Source organism: Bacillus stercoris, assembly GCF_029772985.1.
GTDB lineage: Bacteria > Bacillota > Bacilli > Bacillales > Bacillaceae > Bacillus > Bacillus stercoris.
Window position 1 is genome coordinate 1,011,771 of sequence record NZ_CP121861.1, and the last position, 16,882, is coordinate 1,028,652.

The 16,882-nt window shown below is 45.7% G+C and carries 18 protein-coding genes; 10 read left to right on the plus strand and 8 right to left on the minus strand.

Annotated elements, in window-relative coordinates; translation table 11 throughout:
* Positions 1-261: 261 nt before the first annotated feature.
* Entirely contained in the window at positions 262-1,638 is a 1,377-nt protein-coding gene (gene htrB, locus QA442_RS05235) for a serine protease Do-like protein HtrB (protein ID WP_095431861.1), read from the plus strand.
* A 44-nt stretch (positions 1,639-1,682) separates the two neighbouring features.
* Here htrB and mrgA read toward each other — a convergent pair whose 3' ends face one another.
* Positions 1,683-2,144, minus strand: a complete 462-nt coding sequence (mrgA, locus tag QA442_RS05240) for a metalloregulation DNA-binding stress protein MgrA (RefSeq protein ID WP_014665328.1) — start codon at positions 2,142-2,144, stop codon at positions 1,683-1,685.
* A gap of 89 nt (positions 2,145-2,233) precedes the next feature.
* Positions 2,234-3,076, minus strand: a complete 843-nt coding sequence (locus tag QA442_RS05245; protein WP_095431860.1) for an oxidoreductase — start codon at positions 3,074-3,076, stop codon at positions 2,234-2,236.
* Between the two features lie 133 nt (positions 3,077-3,209).
* Between QA442_RS05245 and QA442_RS05250 the strand changes: the two genes are divergently transcribed.
* The 4 genes from QA442_RS05250 to QA442_RS05265 all read left to right on the plus strand — a co-directional run bounded on the left by QA442_RS05250 (position 3,210) and on the right by QA442_RS05265 (position 6,910).
* Entirely contained in the window at positions 3,210-5,006 is a 1,797-nt protein-coding gene (locus QA442_RS05250) for a M3 family oligoendopeptidase (protein ID WP_095431859.1), read from the plus strand.
* A 109-nt stretch (positions 5,007-5,115) separates the two neighbouring features.
* Positions 5,116-5,553, plus strand: a complete 438-nt coding sequence (locus QA442_RS05255; RefSeq protein ID WP_095431858.1) for a YusW family protein — start codon at positions 5,116-5,118, stop codon at positions 5,551-5,553.
* 216 nt (positions 5,554-5,769) lie between these two features.
* Positions 5,770-6,597 (plus strand): ABC transporter ATP-binding protein, encoded by an 828-nt coding sequence (locus QA442_RS05260; RefSeq protein ID WP_079288351.1) that lies wholly within the window; start codon positions 5,770-5,772, stop codon positions 6,595-6,597.
* Between the two features lie 25 nt (positions 6,598-6,622).
* A complete protein-coding gene (locus tag QA442_RS05265; protein ID WP_080487994.1) occupies positions 6,623-6,910 on the plus strand; it encodes a YusU family protein in 288 nt (95 codons plus the stop codon).
* Between the two features lie 19 nt (positions 6,911-6,929).
* On the opposite strand, the gene QA442_RS05270 is transcribed toward QA442_RS05265, so the two are convergent.
* Positions 6,930-7,817, minus strand: coding sequence for a LysR family transcriptional regulator (locus QA442_RS05270; RefSeq protein ID WP_095431857.1), 888 nt, complete (start codon positions 7,815-7,817; stop codon positions 6,930-6,932).
* A gap of 133 nt (positions 7,818-7,950) precedes the next feature.
* Between QA442_RS05270 and QA442_RS05275 the strand changes: the two genes are divergently transcribed.
* Both QA442_RS05275 and QA442_RS05280 read left to right on the plus strand, forming a co-directional pair.
* Positions 7,951-8,691: an SDR family NAD(P)-dependent oxidoreductase gene (locus tag QA442_RS05275; protein WP_095431856.1), complete on the plus strand. Its 741-nt coding sequence runs from the start codon at positions 7,951-7,953 to the stop codon at positions 8,689-8,691.
* 18 nt (positions 8,692-8,709) lie between these two features.
* Entirely contained in the window at positions 8,710-9,093 is a 384-nt protein-coding gene (locus QA442_RS05280) for a tautomerase family protein (protein WP_095431855.1), read from the plus strand.
* A 36-nt stretch (positions 9,094-9,129) separates the two neighbouring features.
* Here the strand turns inward: QA442_RS05280 and mdtP are convergent, their stop codons facing one another.
* From mdtP to QA442_RS05300, 4 genes are all read right to left on the minus strand, one after another.
* Positions 9,130-10,752: a multidrug efflux MFS transporter MdtP gene (gene mdtP, locus QA442_RS05285; protein ID WP_080478275.1), complete on the minus strand. Its 1,623-nt coding sequence runs from the start codon at positions 10,750-10,752 to the stop codon at positions 9,130-9,132.
* Complete coding sequence (mdtR, locus tag QA442_RS05290; RefSeq protein WP_014665318.1) at positions 10,749-11,219, minus strand: MarR family transcriptional regulator MdtR; 471 nt, start codon at positions 11,217-11,219, stop codon at positions 10,749-10,751. Before mdtR ends, mdtP begins: the two co-directional genes overlap by 4 nt.
* A 158-nt stretch (positions 11,220-11,377) precedes the next feature.
* Positions 11,378-11,710 (minus strand): spore coat protein, encoded by a 333-nt coding sequence (locus tag QA442_RS05295; RefSeq protein ID WP_003222766.1) that lies wholly within the window; start codon positions 11,708-11,710, stop codon positions 11,378-11,380.
* 12 nt (positions 11,711-11,722) lie between these two features.
* Complete coding sequence (locus QA442_RS05300) at positions 11,723-11,968, minus strand: hypothetical protein (RefSeq protein WP_003228567.1); 246 nt, start codon at positions 11,966-11,968, stop codon at positions 11,723-11,725.
* Positions 11,969-12,062: 94 nt separating this feature from the next.
* Between QA442_RS05300 and QA442_RS05305 the strand changes: the two genes are divergently transcribed.
* Positions 12,063-12,971, plus strand: a complete 909-nt coding sequence (locus QA442_RS05305; RefSeq protein WP_095431854.1) for a proline dehydrogenase family protein — start codon at positions 12,063-12,065, stop codon at positions 12,969-12,971.
* A 24-nt stretch (positions 12,972-12,995) separates the two neighbouring features.
* Here the strand turns inward: QA442_RS05305 and QA442_RS05310 are convergent, their stop codons facing one another.
* The gene (locus QA442_RS05310; RefSeq protein WP_003240817.1) at positions 12,996-13,142 is read right to left on the minus strand and encodes a YuzL family protein; all 147 of its coding nucleotides are present in this window, start codon (positions 13,140-13,142) and stop codon (positions 12,996-12,998) included.
* A gap of 174 nt (positions 13,143-13,316) precedes the next feature.
* Here QA442_RS05310 and QA442_RS05315 point away from each other — a divergent pair, with 174 nt between their 5' ends.
* Positions 13,317-15,686, plus strand: coding sequence for a 3-hydroxyacyl-CoA dehydrogenase/enoyl-CoA hydratase family protein (locus QA442_RS05315; protein ID WP_141237720.1), 2,370 nt, complete (start codon positions 13,317-13,319; stop codon positions 15,684-15,686).
* Between the two features lie 10 nt (positions 15,687-15,696).
* Positions 15,697-16,872, plus strand: coding sequence for an acetyl-CoA C-acetyltransferase (locus QA442_RS05320; protein WP_014665314.1), 1,176 nt, complete (start codon positions 15,697-15,699; stop codon positions 16,870-16,872).
* Positions 16,873-16,882 lie beyond the last annotated feature (10 nt).

A 16,882-nucleotide genomic window follows, 5' to 3' on the forward strand; every position in this document is an offset into this window, starting at 1 on the left:
TCAACGTCATTATAAACTAGTTTTAACATACGGCTGGCAATTTTCATAATTTCACATATTCTTTTCATTTTTATCCCACAATGTTTGTTTATGATATGGTTAAGGGAAGAAAGGAAGAGAAAAAGAGCGAGGAAGATGTAGGATGATCAAACATATTCTATTTTGGTGCTTTGCTTTTCTCCTCATTATTGGGACAATTGAACTTGTACATGCGATGAATATGTAACGATAAATGAATAACCGTTAAAGGAGTGCAAGAACATGGATTATCGACGTGATGACCAAAACGATCAACATCAAACAGAACCTTCACATACAGAACAGTCTAATACAGAAAACCAGAAGCTGATAGGACATTCTGAACAAGAATTGCTTGACGCGCCTGTGTCGTATGATGCGGGACGGCAGGAAACAGCTTCTGCGTTAGAAATGGAAAAGCAAGAAACGGCTGTGAAAAAAGAAAAGAAACGGAGAGCCGCATGGCTAAGCCCGATTTTAGGCGGTATTATCGGCGGGGGCCTTATGCTTGGCATCGCGCCTTATCTGCCGTCAGACCAAAATCAGGCGACCGAGACCGCTTCTGCAAATAAACAGGTGCAGTCTGATAATTTTACTTCGACACCGATAACGAACGCTTCAAACGTAGCTGATATGGTAGAGGATTTAGAGCCGACGATTGTCGGAATTTCAAATATCCAAACCTCTCAAAATAACACATTCGGCACGGGCGGCGGCTCCAGCTCAGAAAGTGAAAGCGGAACCGGGTCAGGTGTTATTTTCAAAAAAGACAGCAATAAAGCGTATATCATTACAAACAACCATGTCGTTGAAGGCGCGAACAAGCTGACTGTTACGCTATACAACGGAGAAACGGAAACTGCCAAGCTTGTCGGCAGCGATACCATTACTGATTTGGCGGTTTTGGAAATCAGCGGAAAGAACGTCAAAAAAGTGGCGAGCTTTGGTAATTCTTCACAGCTGCGCACGGGCGAAAAGGTAATCGCTATCGGCAACCCGCTCGGACAGCAGTTTTCCGGTACGGTGACACAAGGCATCATTAGCGGTCTGAACCGGACAATTGATGTGGATACAACACAGGGCACGGTGGAAATGAACGTGCTGCAAACTGATGCAGCGATCAATCCGGGGAACAGCGGTGGTCCGTTAATCAATGCAAGCGGCCAGGTCATCGGCATCAACAGCTTGAAGGTGAGCGAAAGCGGTGTGGAATCACTCGGATTTGCGATCCCAAGCAATGATGTCGAGCCGATTGTTGACCAGCTGCTGAAAAACGGAAAAGTGGATCGTCCGTTTTTGGGCGTGCAAATGATTGACATGGCGCAAGTTCCTGAAACCTATCAGGAAAATACGCTCGGCTTGTTTGGAGATCAGTTAGGCAAAGGTGTTTATGTAAAAGAAGTTCAAGCGAATTCACCTGCGGCAAAAGCAGGCATAAAATCTGAGGATGTTATTGTCAAACTAAACGGCAAAGACGTGGAAAGCAGCGCGGATATCCGCCAGATCCTTTACAAAGACTTAAAAGTCGGAGATCAAACAACAATCCAAGTGCTGCGAAATGGAAAAACGAAAACGTTGAACGTGACACTGACGAAGCAGACAGAAAGCAGCTCAAGCTAAGAAGAAAACAAAAAGCTGAACCCAATTAAGGTTCAGCTTTTTTGCTATCCTAAATAAGAGGAAAGCATCCACACTTGTTTTTCAACTTCTTCAATTAATCCGACAAATAAGTCCGCTGTCGCATTGTCTTGATTTTCTTCAGCCAGGCCGATCACGAATTTAGATTCGCTGCTGATTTGTTTGTAGTCGTTAACCAATGCTTGTACCATTTCTGAGGCTGATGTTTCGTTTCCGCCGTCTGTGATAGATGCATGCTCAGCGTATTCTTTCACTGTGGCAACAGGCTGCCCGCCGATCGCCAGCAGACGCTCAGCGATGGTATCGACTGTTTCAGCCGCATGGTCATAAAGTTCTTCAAATTTCTCGTGCAATGTAAAGAAATGAGGTCCTTTCACATACCAATGGAAACGGTGGAGCTTAGAGTATAAAAGAAACCAGTTTGATAATTGTGTGTTCATTGAATTCTCAACTAATGTTTGATTTGTTTTTGCGTTTTCAGTTTTCATAAGATAACGTCCTCCTTGTGATCTGTTAACTTAATTATATCATATACTAAATAAAAATCAATACTAAATTATAATAATTATAATTTAGATTAGCTGAATAGTTTTTTCTTCAGGATAGATTCCCACGCAGACCAAGGAAAAAGCGATCGGAACAGCAGGGTAAGCTTGATGCCTTTTCCAATCGGATATCGCAATTTTTTTAAATGCTTTGTTGTTGCCAATTGATAAATGAGGTCGGCAACCTCTTGGGGATCTCCGCTTTCTTCTCCGCTTTTTTCAACGTACGAAAGGATCTTTTTATAGTATTGGTGATAGGCTGAATCGTCAGCAGGCTCCGACATAAAATTTGATAACGAGGTTGACCAGATCGATGTCTTGTATGAGCCTGGCTCGATCAAAGCGGTTTCGATACCGAACGGAAGCAGCTCGATACGCAGGCTTTCAGAAAAACCTTCCAATGCATGCTTGGAAGCTACATAGGGCGAGAGCGCAGGGAACCCGGTCAGTCCGCTGATGCTGCTCACGTTTATAATCTTTGCGCCGCCATGTTTTCTTATGTAAGGCAGCACGGTTTTTGTCACATGGATCACTCCGAAGACGTTCGTTTCAAATTGTTGTCTGAAATGTTCCATCGGCACATCCTCGATAAATCCTCCATAAGCCGTTCCGGCATTGTTGACGAGTAGGTCGATCGGGGCGTAAGCACTAATGGTTTTTCCGAATGAGACTATAGATTGTTCATCGGTGACATCAAGAGCTGTAGTGAGAATGGAATCAGACACCTTGTGTGCTGCAGCCAATTCCCGAAGCTGTTCCGCTTTTTCAGGCTGTCTTGATGTGGCAATCACGAAAAACGATCGGGCGAGCCTTACAGCTGCAAGCAAACCAAAGCCGCTTGATGCTCCTGTTACGATTGCTATTTTTTTATTCATCCTAACCCTCCTATTAAACTGCTACAGCTATTGTACTATCCTGAACAGGAAATGACGCCTGTAAAAGAAATTTTTATACAATAATTCAGAATTGTTCTATAATAGAACGAAAGAAGGAAAGGGGTTTTGTGATATGGCGCTGCAAGGGGTAGACCAAAAATGGGATCTTGATTCATTTTTTAAAGGCGGGAGCCAATCAGAAGAATTCAAAGGGTATGTTGAGAAGCTGTCACAAAGTCTGCGTGCATTTCAAGACATGACTGACGCGTTTCAGGTGCCTGCATCGTCTGAAGAGGCTGATAAGCTGACCGCGTTGCTAGATTTATTCGAACAGACATCCGTCAAGCTTCAGCAGGCCGGCGCTTTCGTTGCTTGCCTCCAGGCCCAGAATATCAATGATCAAAAGGCTATAGAACATCAGTCGCTTATGAATCGGCTTTCCGCAGATTTTCAATCGTCGCTCGTTACATTAGATCATAAACTTGTGGACGTAGATCAAGACGTGTGGAATGAATTGTTAACAAAACCGGGATTGCGCGATGTTTCTTACATATTAAATGAAAGAAGACAGAGGGTTGCCGAAAAGCTTAGCCCAGGTAAAGAAAAACTGATCGGAAACCTTGCGGTGGATGGATATCACGCTTGGAGTGACTTATACAATATGTTAGTCGGGAAAATGACGATCCCGTATGAGGAAAACGGTGAAAACAAGCAATTGTCTGTCGGTCAGGCGGAGAATATGATGGACCATCAAGACCGTACTGTCAGAAAAACAGTATATGAACGTTTCCGCCAAGCTTGGGAGAGCAAGCAAGATATTTTCAGCAGCACGCTGAATCATTTGGCGGGATTCCGGCTTGAAACCTATAAAGCGCGCGGCTGGGAGAATGTCCTGAAGGAACCGCTGCAAATTAACAGGATGAAAAAAGAAACACTTGATACGATGTGGCAGGTCATCACTGAAAACAAGAAGCCGTTCGTTCAGTTTTTGAACCGGAAAGCATCCATGCTCGGCCTTGAAAAACTCAGCTGGTACGATGTCGAGGCACCGATCGGTTCTGACGGAAAGGTCTATTCGTATGATGAAGCCGCAAATATCATTACCAGCCAGTTTTCAACGTTTGGCAAAAAGCTGTCCTCATTCACTGAAAAAGCGTTTCGGGACGGCTGGATTGAGGCGGAAGACAGGAGTGGAAAAAGAGTCGGCGGCTTTTGCACCAGTTTTCCTGACAGCGGGGAATCCCGGATTTTCATGACATTTTCGGGCAGCGCCTCAAATGTCTCTACTCTTGCGCATGAACTCGGGCACGCGTTCCATCAGGAAGCAATGCTCGACGTCAGGCCGTTAAACCGTTCCTACGCCATGAATGTTGCAGAAACAGCTTCAACGTTTGCAGAGATGATAGTCGCGGACGCGACTGTCCAGCAGGCCGAGACGAGGGAAGAAAAGCTTGTTCTTCTGGAGGATAAAGTGCAAAGAAGCGTTGCGTTCTTTATGAACATTCACGCGAGATTTTTATTCGAAACGAGATTCTACGAGGAACGAAAGCGGGGAGTGGTACCGGCCGGCCGCTTGAATGAACTGATGGAAGAGGCGCAAAGAGAGGCTTACTGCAATGCGTTAGGAGAGTATCATCCGCTTTTTTGGGCGTCAAAACTTCACTTTCACATCACGAGGGTGCCGTTTTACAATTTCCCTTATACATTCGGCTACCTGTTTTCTCTTGGTATTTACGCGTTGGCGCTTGAAGAAAAAGACACATTCGAAGAGAAGTATGTGGCATTATTGCGTGATACGGCTTCTATGACAGTGGAGGATTTGGCGATGAAGCATTTGGGTGCTGACATCACGAAGCGCGATTTCTGGGAGAATGCCATCAAGCTGGCTGTGCGTGACGCCGAAACCTTTTTGCAAATGACCGAATCTTAAAGAAAAAGCCGTGGCGTTAAATGCCACGGCTTTTTCAATTCTTCTCTGAATGAGGATTTCATTCTCTGGATATACCTAAAACAAATGGAATCCTACAGGGGGGAAACATATGCATTTGATCAGAGCAGCCGGGGCTGTATGTCTCGCAGTGGTTCTGATTGCGGGCTGCCGTCTTCATGAAGACCAGCAGCAGGCAGAAGGAGAAAATACAGCCGTCACCCAGCTGAAGTCCGTTCCCTACAGCAATTTTTCGCTTCGTGTAAGCTACGGGGATGGTGAGCACAATCGTTATGAAGGAATCTATACAAAGAACGGGACTCAGGAAAAAGCGGAAATACAAGATAAGCTCTCCGGTGTCAGTCAGGAGGGAGAAGAAGCATTGGATGAGATGAAAATGATTTTGAGCGAGCTTTCCGTGACAGATCAAATGGCTGAAACAGAAGTGATACACAGCGTACTGGCAGCATTTAATCTGGACAGTCATTATGATCATATCGATTTAAAACTAAAGCTGAAGGACGGCTCCATCAGAGAAATCAAGAAATAATCATGTGATAAATAAACCATAAACGCCAATTATGTCCAAAAAACTAATTGAAAATGATTTTCAAAGTCAGTGTTTTCTGCTACAATGTGGGATAGATGACCATATCAAATGGCTGAATATCGAATCACTTGCATTGACGACAATTGACTGAAAAGCATGTATATAGAAAACGTGCAATACATAGTGCTGCTAAAAAGCCAGCAAAAAGGAGCGGTTATGGGTATGAGTGCAATTTCTACAGAAACGCTGAGCTTAGGATACGGGGATGCCGTTATTATTGATGAGTTGAATTTAACAATTCCCAAAGGTGAAATTACCGTATTTATTGGCAGCAATGGCTGCGGAAAATCGACACTTTTACGTTCATTAGCGCGCCTGATGAAGCCGAGAGGCGGTTCAGTGCTGCTGGAAGGAAGAGCGATTGCCAAGCTTCCGACGAAGGAAGTCGCAAAAGAGCTTGCCATCCTGCCTCAGGGTCCTTCGGCTCCAGAGGGGCTGACGGTGCATCAGCTGGTGAAACAAGGTAGATATCCTTATCAAAACTGGCTGAAGCAGTGGTCAAAAGAGGATGAGGAAGCAGTTGAGAGAGCGCTTAAAGCAACAAAGCTTGAGGACATGGCTGACCGCGCCGTTGATTCTTTGTCTGGCGGACAGCGCCAGCGGGCTTGGATCGCGATGACGCTTGCCCAGGAAACGGATATCATCCTTCTAGACGAGCCGACGACGTATTTAGACATGACACATCAAATTGAAATTCTTGATTTGCTGTTTGAGCTGAATGAAAAGGAAGAGCGGACGATTGTTATGGTTCTCCATGACTTAAACCTGGCATGCCGCTATGCGCATCATCTTGTGGCCATAAAAGATAAACAGATTTATGCAGAAGGCCGTCCGGAAGAGGTTATCACTTGTGACCTTGTGCAAAATGTGTTTTCTATGAACTGTCAGGTTACACAGGACCCGCTGTTCGGAACGCCTCTTTGCATTCCTCATGGCAGGGGCAGATGCATTGTCCAGGAAGCGGCTTTCACATCACATGGATAAATAATGCCAGCGAAGGAGCTTTCATTTGAGAAAGCTCCTTGCTGTTTTTTCGAAAGGAAGATGGAAAATGGAACAAAAACTTCAGGAGCAGCTGGATGGATTGCTGGAAAAGTATACGGAACTTCTGCTTGGTGAAACAAACGATGAGCTAAAAGAAGAAGTGAAGCAATGGATTCTGTACACGCATATAGCCAAGAGTATGCCTCCGCTCGCTAAGCATTGGAATGCGACATATCCCGAGGCAAAGCAGGGCATTAAAGATGTCATTCAGCATATTAAAGAATTAAATGAAGCGCATCGAAACAAACAATAGCCAAAAAGCAGTCTGCTCATCATAGCAGGCTGCTTTTTTGTGATTCATCCGTTTTACCTGGTGCAAAGGAATTCATAAAGGTCCGCAGCGCGCTGCTGATAAACGAATCTTTTCGAACAATAAATTCTGTTTTCATCTGTCTGAGTGTTTCAGGCAGCGGATACAATTGAATCGATCCTTCTGCCTCATGCTTCTGCACAACTGTTCTAGGCAGCAACGAGATGCCAAGACCTGCTGTAACCCCGCCGATAATTGCTTCAAGCGTACCAAATTCCATAATGACCGGCTGTGTGACACCGACGGAGCGCAGCCATTTTTCAAGTGTTTCTCGATACGAGCAGCCTGTGCTGTATACGAGAATCGGCTTTGTGATGGCTTCCTCAACATCGGACACAGAGGCAGCCGAAACAACTACTGGTTCTTCCTCAAATGCCGGATAGGATTCGAGCTCAGGATGATTGCATTCGCATCCGATAAACGCGCCGTCCAATTCATAACGAAGAACCTTATCAAGGAGAAATTGCGTATGTCCTGTTGTTAAAGACAACTGGACGTTTGGATGTTCTTCATAATAAGATGCCAGAAGCTTTGGAAGCCTTACCGCGGCAGTTGTCTGAGTGGAGCCGATCATAAGCGGCCCGCTTGGTTCTGCGGAGGATGAGAGCGCTTTAGACGCTTCATCAAGAAGGCCGATAATTTTATTTGCGTAGTCCAGCAGCAGCTTTCCGCTTGCAGAAAGTGTCATGCCCCGATTATGGCGCAAAAACAGCGTCGTACCCAGTTCAGCTTCCAATTGTTGAATTCTGGCCGTGACATTCGATTGCACATAGCCAAGCTGCAAGGCCGCTTTCGTAATGGTCCCTTCACGGGCTACCATTTGAAACACACGTAAATCTCCGCTCTCCATTTTGAACTCCTCCCTTTATTTGATATCAATCTGAATGATATCAAGTATCTTTAACAATCATTATACGTAACATCAAAGCTGGATTACAATGGAATCAGAAATATATTTTAGTCAACAGCAAGGAGTGGCGGCAATGAATGTCATGAACAAAATAGCTCTCGTAACGGGGGGCGGCACTGGAATCGGAAAAGCAGCCAGTATGGAATTGGCAAAGCGCGGGGCGATTGTTGCGGTGAATTATTCACGTTCGCAATCAGAAGCGGAGGAAACAGTGGAAATGATTCAAAAAGCTGGCGGGCAAGCCTTCGCCATCCAAGCAGATGTATCCAGAAACAGCGAAGTGCAGGATATGATTCAAGCAATCGTGAACACACACGGCACGGTTGATATTTTAGTGAATAATGCCAGCATTACACGGCATATTCCAATGGATGATCTTGAGGCTGCGACAGAAGACATATGGGATGAGCTGTATGCCGTCAATGTGAAAGGAATGTTTTTCTGCGCGCGGGCAGTGGTTCCGTTCATGAAGAAAAGCAAGGCCGGAGCGATCGTAAACGTCGGCAGCATCGCAGGGTTAACCGGTGCGGGCTCATCTATGCCTTACGCAGTATCAAAATCGGCGGTCCACGGTTTAACGAAATCATTGGCCCACGCTTTAGCGCCTGACATCAGAGTGAGCGGTGTAGCACCAGGAGCTGTTGCAACGAGATGGTGGGCTGGTCGGGAAGAAAAAATGAAAAGCATGATCGGCTCTTTGCCGCTGCAGTATATTGCTGAACCGGATGATGTTGCCAAATTGATTTGTTCACTAGTTGAACAGGAATCACTCACAGGCCAAATCATCACAATTGACAGCGGACAGACACTGTAAAGAGAGGGATGCAGGGAGATGCCATTTGTACAGATTCATTTACGGACGGGAAGAAGCGAAGCGTGGCTTCAAAAACTGAGCAGGGCCATCCACCAATCGATGATTGAAGAAATCAATGTGCCGGAAGATGACTATTTTCAAGTCATCAGGCAATATGAAAAAGGCGAATTTTTCTATGATCCATTTTATCTCCAAGTTGAGCGTACTGATGAACTGATATACATTCATTTTACACTGAAACAATCAAGAACAACTGAACAGAAAAAAGCGCTTTACCGCTCAATCGCAAGCCGGATTCATTCCGAGCTTGGCGTAAGAAAAGAAGATGTATTTATCATGCTGGCCGGAAATCAGGATGAGGATTGGTCTTTCGGAAATGGAAGGGCCCAGATGATTGAATAAAAAAACCCCGCGGTTTGATACCCGCGGGGTGCTCTATTAATGGGAAGGTGATTCAACGGCTTTTGCCGCTTTCTCTTTCACTTGTTCTCCCGTTTTCTTATTTGATAGTTTGATAGGTTTTAAGAACAATGTAAATACGGCTCCGACTGCGATAAAGATCAGGCCTGTATAAAACACGCTGTGGAGTGAATCCATCAACGATGTTTTTAAAATCGGCACAATATGGGATGAGAAAGCCGCAGGGATTTGTTTGACCGCGTCCGGACTGAACAGTGATTGCAGCAGCCCTTGCGGATTTGTATCAATCATACCCTTTAGCTGGGCGGCAAACGAGCTTGCCTGTGCCGGAAGAGAGTCTAAATACGGAACCAATTTATCTGTTAATAGATTTCCTGATCTCGCATTCATTACGGCTCCCAGCATGGTAATGCCGAATGTTCCGCCGATAGAACGGAAGAATTGGCTGGATGAGGTGACAACGCCAAGCTCCTCTTTCGAAAAGCTTTCCTGTAAAGCCAATGTCAGAATCGGCATAACAAGACCCATTCCAAGGCCAATAATCGCCATATATGATGTAGCGACAAGCTTGCTCGTGTCAAGATCCAATGTCGTTAACAGCAAGAATCCGCCGGCCATAACCAGCATGCCTGTAATGATTTGCGGTTTAATTCCGATTTTGTACACAAGCTGGCCGCCGATAATACTTGTGATAATCATAGAGATCATCATCGGTGTCATAATTGTACCCGATTCAGACGCACTTACACCGACAATTCCTTGCATAAAGAAAGGAACAAACGTAATGGCGCCAAACATACCGATACTCATAAAGAAGCCGATCAAGTTTAGAAAGGTAAATGTTCTGTTTTTAAATAAATACATTGGCAGGATTGGCTCTTTTGCTTTTGATTCTACGATAATAAAGCTGACAATGCCGATCAGTGCGAGAGCGAACAAACCAAGAATCTGCCAAGAATCCCATGCGTAATCTTTTCCGCCAAAGCTTAAGGCGAGCAAGAGGCTGACAACACCAACAATCATCGTGAAAATACCAGCGATGTCAAAGTTGATCGGACCAGTCTGCTGGCGTCCCTGTAATCCTCTTGCAATGAAAATAACCGCAATAATTCCGACTGGCAGGTTAATATAGAAAACCCATTTCCAGTTTAACGAGTCTACAATCCAGCCGCCGATTTGCGGCCCAATTACTGAAGCCAGCCCATAAATCGCGCCAAAGACCCCTTGGAATTTAGCACGCTGTTTTCCTGTGAACAAGTCACCGATAACAATCATCGCCATCGGCATCATGATGCCTCCGCCGATTCCTTGCAGTCCACGGAAGATAATCAATTCTGTCATGTTGTTGGCCATTCCGCATAAGGCAGAAGCAGCCATAAAAATAATCAAACCTGATACATAGACAATGCGGCGTCCCAATAAATCAGCCAGTTTGCCGGCAATTGGCACAATAGTTGTTGATGTTAACAAATATGCAGTTGTCAGCCAGGTCATCATGCTCAAACCGCCCAGATCACCGACAATTTTCGGCATGGCTGTTCCGACAATGGTGCCATCAAGGGCTGAAAAAAACATGGCAATAATTAAGCCTGTTATTAATAACGTCCGTTTGGATTGTTTGCCTTCTTTACTCATTTTCATCCGTTTCCTCTTTTCATGTTTTGCTTTTCATCCGTTTCCGCTGCTGCCTGTGCGAGCTTTGCTGTAATATGCGCCGCCTGAAGCATCTCCTCCTCCGTCAAAAAGGAAAGATAGCGTGCCATAATGGCCTTTCTGCCTGCCAAAATCTCCTCGAACTTTCTGTCTCCTTCGTCAGTTAGACTGAGATCAATCACTCGCCTGTCTTTTGTGTTGTGTGTCCTGGCGATAAGATTTTTTTGTTCAAGGCGATCTGCCATCAGCGTCACCGCGCTTGGCTTCACCTCCATACGCTCGGCAATTTCAGAAATCTTGAGGCTGCCGTGTTTCTTTAGGCTGGCCAGCACAAACAGCTGCGCTGGGGTGACACCTTGTTTCTCCATGCTTTCCAGCATTTCAGGCTGTATCTTTTGAAAGAGCGCCTGAAGCGATAATTGGATATCGGACATTAACTGATCCGCACTCTTCATATTCAATTCCCCTCTGTTACATACACTGTATATATATTTTGATAACAAAATAGTTAATGCTTATTAAATATAAATAAGCGTAAATGAAAAGTCAACTGATTTTACACAAAAAAAAGGATAGATGTCCGAAAGAACATCGTATCCTTTTTCTAATATTGTTACTGCTGATAAGGAGACTGCTGCTGAATGGTCTGCTGGAATTTTTGATAGGATTGCTGCAGCTTTTGGGCATCCTCCGCTTCAACAGAATACCATCCATATTGGAACATGAGGTCATACAGTTTTCTTTGCGCTTTTTGTGACTCATCAAAAATGGATTGAATATCCTGATAAAGAGACTCGTGGCTGAATTCGTGCAAGGCTGTGCAATAAGCTGTTGTCATGTATTTTTCGGTTGTCAGCAGTTCGTTGACGAAATCTCTGTCATTCATTTCCGATGTTGTCGGTACAGGTGTCTGAGGGTTGCTGATTTTTTGATTTTGTTGATTCATTCTGACGCCTCCTTATTGGATGTAGCCGGACTGCTGCTGCCCTGGCTGCAGGTGCTTTAATATTCTTTGATAGTGATCATGATGCATGTGTCCGACGCGATCGAGTTCTTGCTTTAACGTTTGATCCTGGCACTGCTGCGCCATGAAATGCGCTTTTTTCATCGCGAGCAAATTCCAGTTCAGCATGTCATTGAGATACAAATGATCCTTTGTCGAAATAACGGAAGGCGGCATTTGAGATTGCTGCTGATTGTCCATTGTGATCCTCCTTTGATTTCAGTTCATTTTATAGTTTCCTTCAGACTGGGCGTTGTATACAGGTGTTTTGAAGATGATGGCGGGAGGGAGTCGGATGTTGAGACATGTGTTTTTATTTTTATCTCAAAATAAAACGCTTACCAAGTTCGCAAAAGCATATGGAAAGAGGCTTGGAGCACGAAGATTTGTCGCAGGGGATACGATTGAATCGGCAGTTAAGACCGTCAAAAGGCTAAACAGATCCGGTTTGTGTGCAACAATTGATTATTTAGGTGAGTATGCAGCTTCGGAAAAAGAAGCGAACCAAGTCGCAGAGGAATGCAAGAAAGCCATTCAAGCCATTGCCGAACATCAATTGGAGTCGGAGCTTTCACTTAAACTGACCTCAATCGGGCTCGATCTTTCAGAAGAACTTGCTCTTACTCATTTGCGCGCCATTCTTTCCATTGCGAAGCAATATGATGTTGCTGTGACCATTGATATGGAAGACTATTCTCATTATGAACAGACACTTTCTATTTACAGGCAATGCAAACAGGAATTTGAGAAGCTTGGCACGGTCATTCAGGCGTATCTGTACCGGGCGGCAGAAGATATTAGAAAGATGCGTGACGTAAAGCCGAATCTCAGACTTGTGAAAGGCGCTTATAAAGAATCTGCGGCTGTAGCGTTTCCTGACAAAAAAGGAACAGACCTACATTTTCAGAGCTTAATAAAGTTGCAGCTATTAAGCGGGAACTACACGGCTGTCGCCACACATGACGATGACATTATTGCATATACGAAAAAGCTCGTCGACGAACATCAAATCCCCGCATCGCAATTTGAGTTTCAAATGCTATACGGCATCAGGCCAGAGCGTCAGAAGGAACTCGCGAAAGAAGGCTACAGAATGCGTGTGTATGTCCCATATGGAACAGACTGGTTCAGCTACTTTATGAGAAGAATTGCCGAAAGGCCCGCCAATGCAGCATTTGTGTTAAAAGGAATTCTGAAAAAGTGAAAGCAGCCGCGGGAAGCAGCTGCATTATGATTGTTCCATGTTATGTTTTTTATACTGCTGGTTTTGACTTGTCCGTTTTCCGCCGCCGTAATGCTGAGTCGGACCAGCATCTCCCTTTACGCTCGCCGCGCTGACTGCCGCAGAAGACGGATTTTTTTTCTCTCGCACCATTCCCGTCACCTCCGGGCTTAAGTTACCCGTCTTTTATAGGCTTCATACAAAAAAATAACAAATTAGCTATTGAAGTCGAACCAGAAATCTTTTAAGATGAAAGAAGAAACGGGTTTCATTTTTTTTAGTCAAAAAATGAATGACTATTCATTCAATGTTCAAGGGGGATATCTCATGCACAAACACATTCGGAAGGCAGCCGTTTTAGGATCGGGGGTAATGGGTTCCGGAATTGCGGCGCATTTGGCTAACATCGGAATTCCTGTCCTGCTGCTAGATATTGTGCCGAACGATTTGACAAAGGAAGAGGAAAAAAAGGGGCTGACGAAGGACAGTCCGGAGGTGCGCAGCAGGCTTAGCCGGCAGGCGGTGAAAAAACTGCTGAAACAAAAGCCCGCTCCCCTCACATCAGCGAAAAATACCTCCTATATTACACCGGGCAATCTGGAGGATGATGCAAAAAAACTGAAAGAAGCAGATTGGATTATTGAGGTCGTTGTCGAAAACCTTGAAGTCAAAAAGAAAATTTTCGCTCTTGTGGATGAACATCGAAAGACTGGAAGCATCGTCTCAAGCAACACATCCGGCATATCAGTGCAGGAAATGGCTGAAGGCCGGTCGGATGATTTTAAAGCCCATTTTCTTGGAACGCATTTTTTTAATCCCGCACGCTATTTAAAGCTGCTGGAGATCATTCCGATTAAGGAAACAGATCCTGATATTTTAAAGTTTATGACAGCTTTCGGTGAAAATGTCCTCGGTAAAGGCGTTGTTACAGCAAAGGACACACCGAACTTTATCGCAAACCGCATCGGAACATTCGGGCTTCTTGTGACAGTCCAAGAAATGCTGAAAGGCGGCTATCAGGTTGGAGAGGTTGATTCGATCACAGGTCCGCTGATCGGCAGGCCGAAAAGCGCCACCTTCAGAACGCTTGATGTTGTCGGCCTCGATACATTCGCCCACGTTGCCCGAAATGTGTATGACAAAGCCGATGGCGATGAGAAAGAAGTGTTTCGCCTTCCAAGCTTCATGAACGATATGCTGGAAAAAGGGTGGATCGGAAGTAAGGCCGGCCAAGGCTTTTATAAAAAAGAAGGAAAAATTATTTATGAGCTTGACCCAGTGACGCTTACTTATGGCGAGCGGACAAAAATGAAAACACCGGCACTTGAAGCGGCAAAACAGGCAAAAGGGACAAAGGCCAAAATGAAAGCGCTTATTTATTCGGATGACAGGGCCGGCCGATTGCTGTGGAATATCACTTCTCAAACCCTGCTTTACTCAGCCGAGCTGCTCGGTGAGATTGCCGATGATATTCATGCGATTGACCAAGCCATGAAGTGGGGATTCGGCTGGGAGCTGGGGCCTTTTGAAATGTGGGACGCCATCGGCCTCAGGCAGTCAGCGGAAAAGCTTGAGCAGCTTGGAGCAGATATGCCTGGCTGGATAAAAGAGATGCTGGACAAAGGAAATGAAACCTTCTACATCAAAGAGAACGGAACGGTATTTTATTATGACCGCGGCGAATACAGAGCCGTGAAAGAAAACAAAAAACGAATTCATTTACAAGCGCTTAAAGAAACAAAAGGCGTGATTGCGAAAAACAGCGGAGCAAGCTTAATTGACCTTGGAGATGATGTGGCCCTTCTAGAATTTCATTCGAAAAGCAATGCGATCGGCCTCGATATCATTCAAATGATCCACAAAGGATTAGAGGAAACAGAACGGAATTACAAGGGCCTTGTCATCGGCAACCAAGGAAAAAATTTCTGTGTCGGGGCAAATCTCGCCATGATCTTAATGGAAGTCCAAGATGACAACTTTTTGGAAGTTGATTTTGTGATACGCCGTTTTCAGGAGACGATGATGAAGATCAAATACAGTGCGAAACCGGTCGTCGCCGCGCCATTTGGCATGACGCTCGGCGGAGGAACGGAAGTATGCCTGCCTGCGGCGCGTACTCAAGCGGCAAGCGAAGCCTATATGGGTCTTGTTGAATCCGGTGTCGGCCTCATCCCTGGCGGAGGGGGAAACAAAGAGCTGTACATCAATCATCTACGCCGTGGCCTTGATCCGATGAATGCGGCAATGAAAACATTTGAAACAATCGCGATGGCGAAAGTGTCCGCTTCCGCTCAAGAGGCTCGTGAGATGAACATCTTAAAAGAAACGGATCAGATCAGCGTGAATCAAGACCACCTGTTATACGATGCGAAGCAACTGGCCGCATCTTTATACGATACCGGCTGGCGGCCGCCTGTAAAAGAAAAGGTCAAGGTGCCGGGAGAAACTGGTTATGCAGCACTCTTGCTTGGCGCTGAGCAGATGAAACTGTCTGGCTATATATCTGAGCATGATTTCAAGATTGCGAAAAAACTCGCTTATGTCATTGCGGGCGGAAAAGTGCCGTTCGGTACAGAGGTTGATGAAGAGTATTTATTGGAGATCGAAAGAGAAGCGTTTTTGAGTTTAGCGGGAGAGGCAAAATCTCAAGCGAGAATGCAGCATATGCTTGTGAAAGGTAAACCTTTACGGAATTAGGAGGGAGCTTATGAAAGAGGCAGTCATTGTATCAGGTGCAAGAACACCGGTTGGGAAAGCAAAAAAAGGATCGTTGGCCACCGTTCGCCCAGATGATTTGGGAGCGATTTGCGTAAAAGAAACGCTGAAACGGGCAGGCGGCTACGAAGGTAATATTGATGACTTGATTATCGGCTGTGCAACACCTGAAGCGGAACAGGGGCTTAATATGGCGAGAAATATCGGGGCGCTCGCGGGGCTGCCATACACGGTTCCGGCGATTACAGTCAACCGATATTGCTCATCCGGCCTTCAGTCTATTGCATATGCGGCAGAAAAAATTATGCTCGGCGCCTATGATACAGCGATTGCTGGCGGAGCAGAATCCATGTCACAGGTGCCGATGATGGGGCATGTCACCCGGCCGAACCTTGCTTTGGCAGAACAGGCACCGGAATATTATATGAGCATGGGACATACAGCCGAGCAGGTTGCGAGAAAATACGGCGTCTCCCGTGAGGATCAAGATGCGTTTGCCGTTCGCAGCCATCAAAACGCCGCTAAAGCCCTTGCAGAAGGGAAATTTAAAGATGAGATTGTACCTGTCGAAGTGACGGTGACAGAAATCGGAGAAAACCATAAGCCGCAAGAAAAACAATTCGTGTTTTCTCAGGATGAAGGCGTTCGCCCGCAAACGACTGCAGACATCTTAGCGACATTGCGCCCGGCTTTTTCCGTTGACGGAACGGTGACCGCGGGCAACTCCTCGCAGACGAGTGACGGAGCGGCGGCTGTCATGCTGATGGATCGGGAAAAAGCCGATGCTCTTGGCCTGGCCCCGCTTGTGAAATTCCGCTCCTTTGCAGTAGGCGGCGTGCCGCCGGAAGTCATGGGAATCGGGCCGGTTGAAGCAATTCCGCGCGCTTTGAAGCTTGCCGGCCTTCAGCTGCAGGACATCGGCTTGTTTGAATTGAACGAAGCTTTTGCCTCACAGGCCATTCAAGTGATCAGAGAATTGGGAATTGATGAAGAAAAAGTGAATGTCAACGGGGGCGCAATCGCGCTTGGGCACCCGCTTGGCTGTACGGGCACAAAGCTTACACTCTCACTCATCCATGAAATGAAACGGAGAAACGAGCAATTTGGAGTCGTGACCATGTGTATCGGCGGCGGGATGGGAGCGGCCGGTGTATTTGAATTATGCTAAAGGGGGAAAA

Excerpts from the sequence above, each read along its gene's own strand:
- htrB (WP_095431861.1), top strand. The coding sequence starts at position 262 with ATGGATTATCGACGTGATGACCAAAACGATCAACATCAAACAGAACCT.
- mdtR (WP_014665318.1), bottom strand. The coding sequence starts at position 11,219 with ATGAAGAGTGCGGATCAGTTAATGTCCGATATCCAATTATCGCTTCAG.
- QA442_RS05320 (WP_014665314.1), top strand. The coding sequence starts at position 15,697 with ATGAAAGAGGCAGTCATTGTATCAGGTGCAAGAACACCGGTTGGGAAA.
- QA442_RS05255 (WP_095431858.1), top strand. The coding sequence starts at position 5,116 with ATGCATTTGATCAGAGCAGCCGGGGCTGTATGTCTCGCAGTGGTTCTG.
- QA442_RS05275 (WP_095431856.1), top strand. The coding sequence starts at position 7,951 with ATGAATGTCATGAACAAAATAGCTCTCGTAACGGGGGGCGGCACTGGA.
- QA442_RS05300 (WP_003228567.1), bottom strand. The coding sequence starts at position 11,968 with ATGGACAATCAGCAGCAATCTCAAATGCCGCCTTCCGTTATTTCGACA.
- mrgA (WP_014665328.1), bottom strand. The coding sequence starts at position 2,144 with ATGAAAACTGAAAACGCAAAAACAAATCAAACATTAGTTGAGAATTCA.
- mdtP (WP_080478275.1), bottom strand. The coding sequence starts at position 10,752 with ATGAAAATGAGTAAAGAAGGCAAACAATCCAAACGGACGTTATTAATA.
- QA442_RS05310 (WP_003240817.1), bottom strand. The coding sequence starts at position 13,142 with ATGGTGCGAGAGAAAAAAAATCCGTCTTCTGCGGCAGTCAGCGCGGCG.
- QA442_RS05245 (WP_095431860.1), bottom strand. The coding sequence starts at position 3,076 with ATGAATAAAAAAATAGCAATCGTAACAGGAGCATCAAGCGGCTTTGGT.
- QA442_RS05250 (WP_095431859.1), top strand. The coding sequence starts at position 3,210 with ATGGCGCTGCAAGGGGTAGACCAAAAATGGGATCTTGATTCATTTTTT.
- QA442_RS05315 (WP_141237720.1), top strand. The coding sequence starts at position 13,317 with ATGCACAAACACATTCGGAAGGCAGCCGTTTTAGGATCGGGGGTAATG.
- QA442_RS05260 (WP_079288351.1), top strand. The coding sequence starts at position 5,770 with ATGGGTATGAGTGCAATTTCTACAGAAACGCTGAGCTTAGGATACGGG.
- QA442_RS05295 (WP_003222766.1), bottom strand. The coding sequence starts at position 11,710 with ATGAATCAACAAAATCAAAAAATCAGCAACCCTCAGACACCTGTACCG.
- QA442_RS05270 (WP_095431857.1), bottom strand. The coding sequence starts at position 7,817 with ATGGAGAGCGGAGATTTACGTGTGTTTCAAATGGTAGCCCGTGAAGGG.
- QA442_RS05280 (WP_095431855.1), top strand. The coding sequence starts at position 8,710 with ATGCCATTTGTACAGATTCATTTACGGACGGGAAGAAGCGAAGCGTGG.
- QA442_RS05305 (WP_095431854.1), top strand. The coding sequence starts at position 12,063 with ATGTTGAGACATGTGTTTTTATTTTTATCTCAAAATAAAACGCTTACC.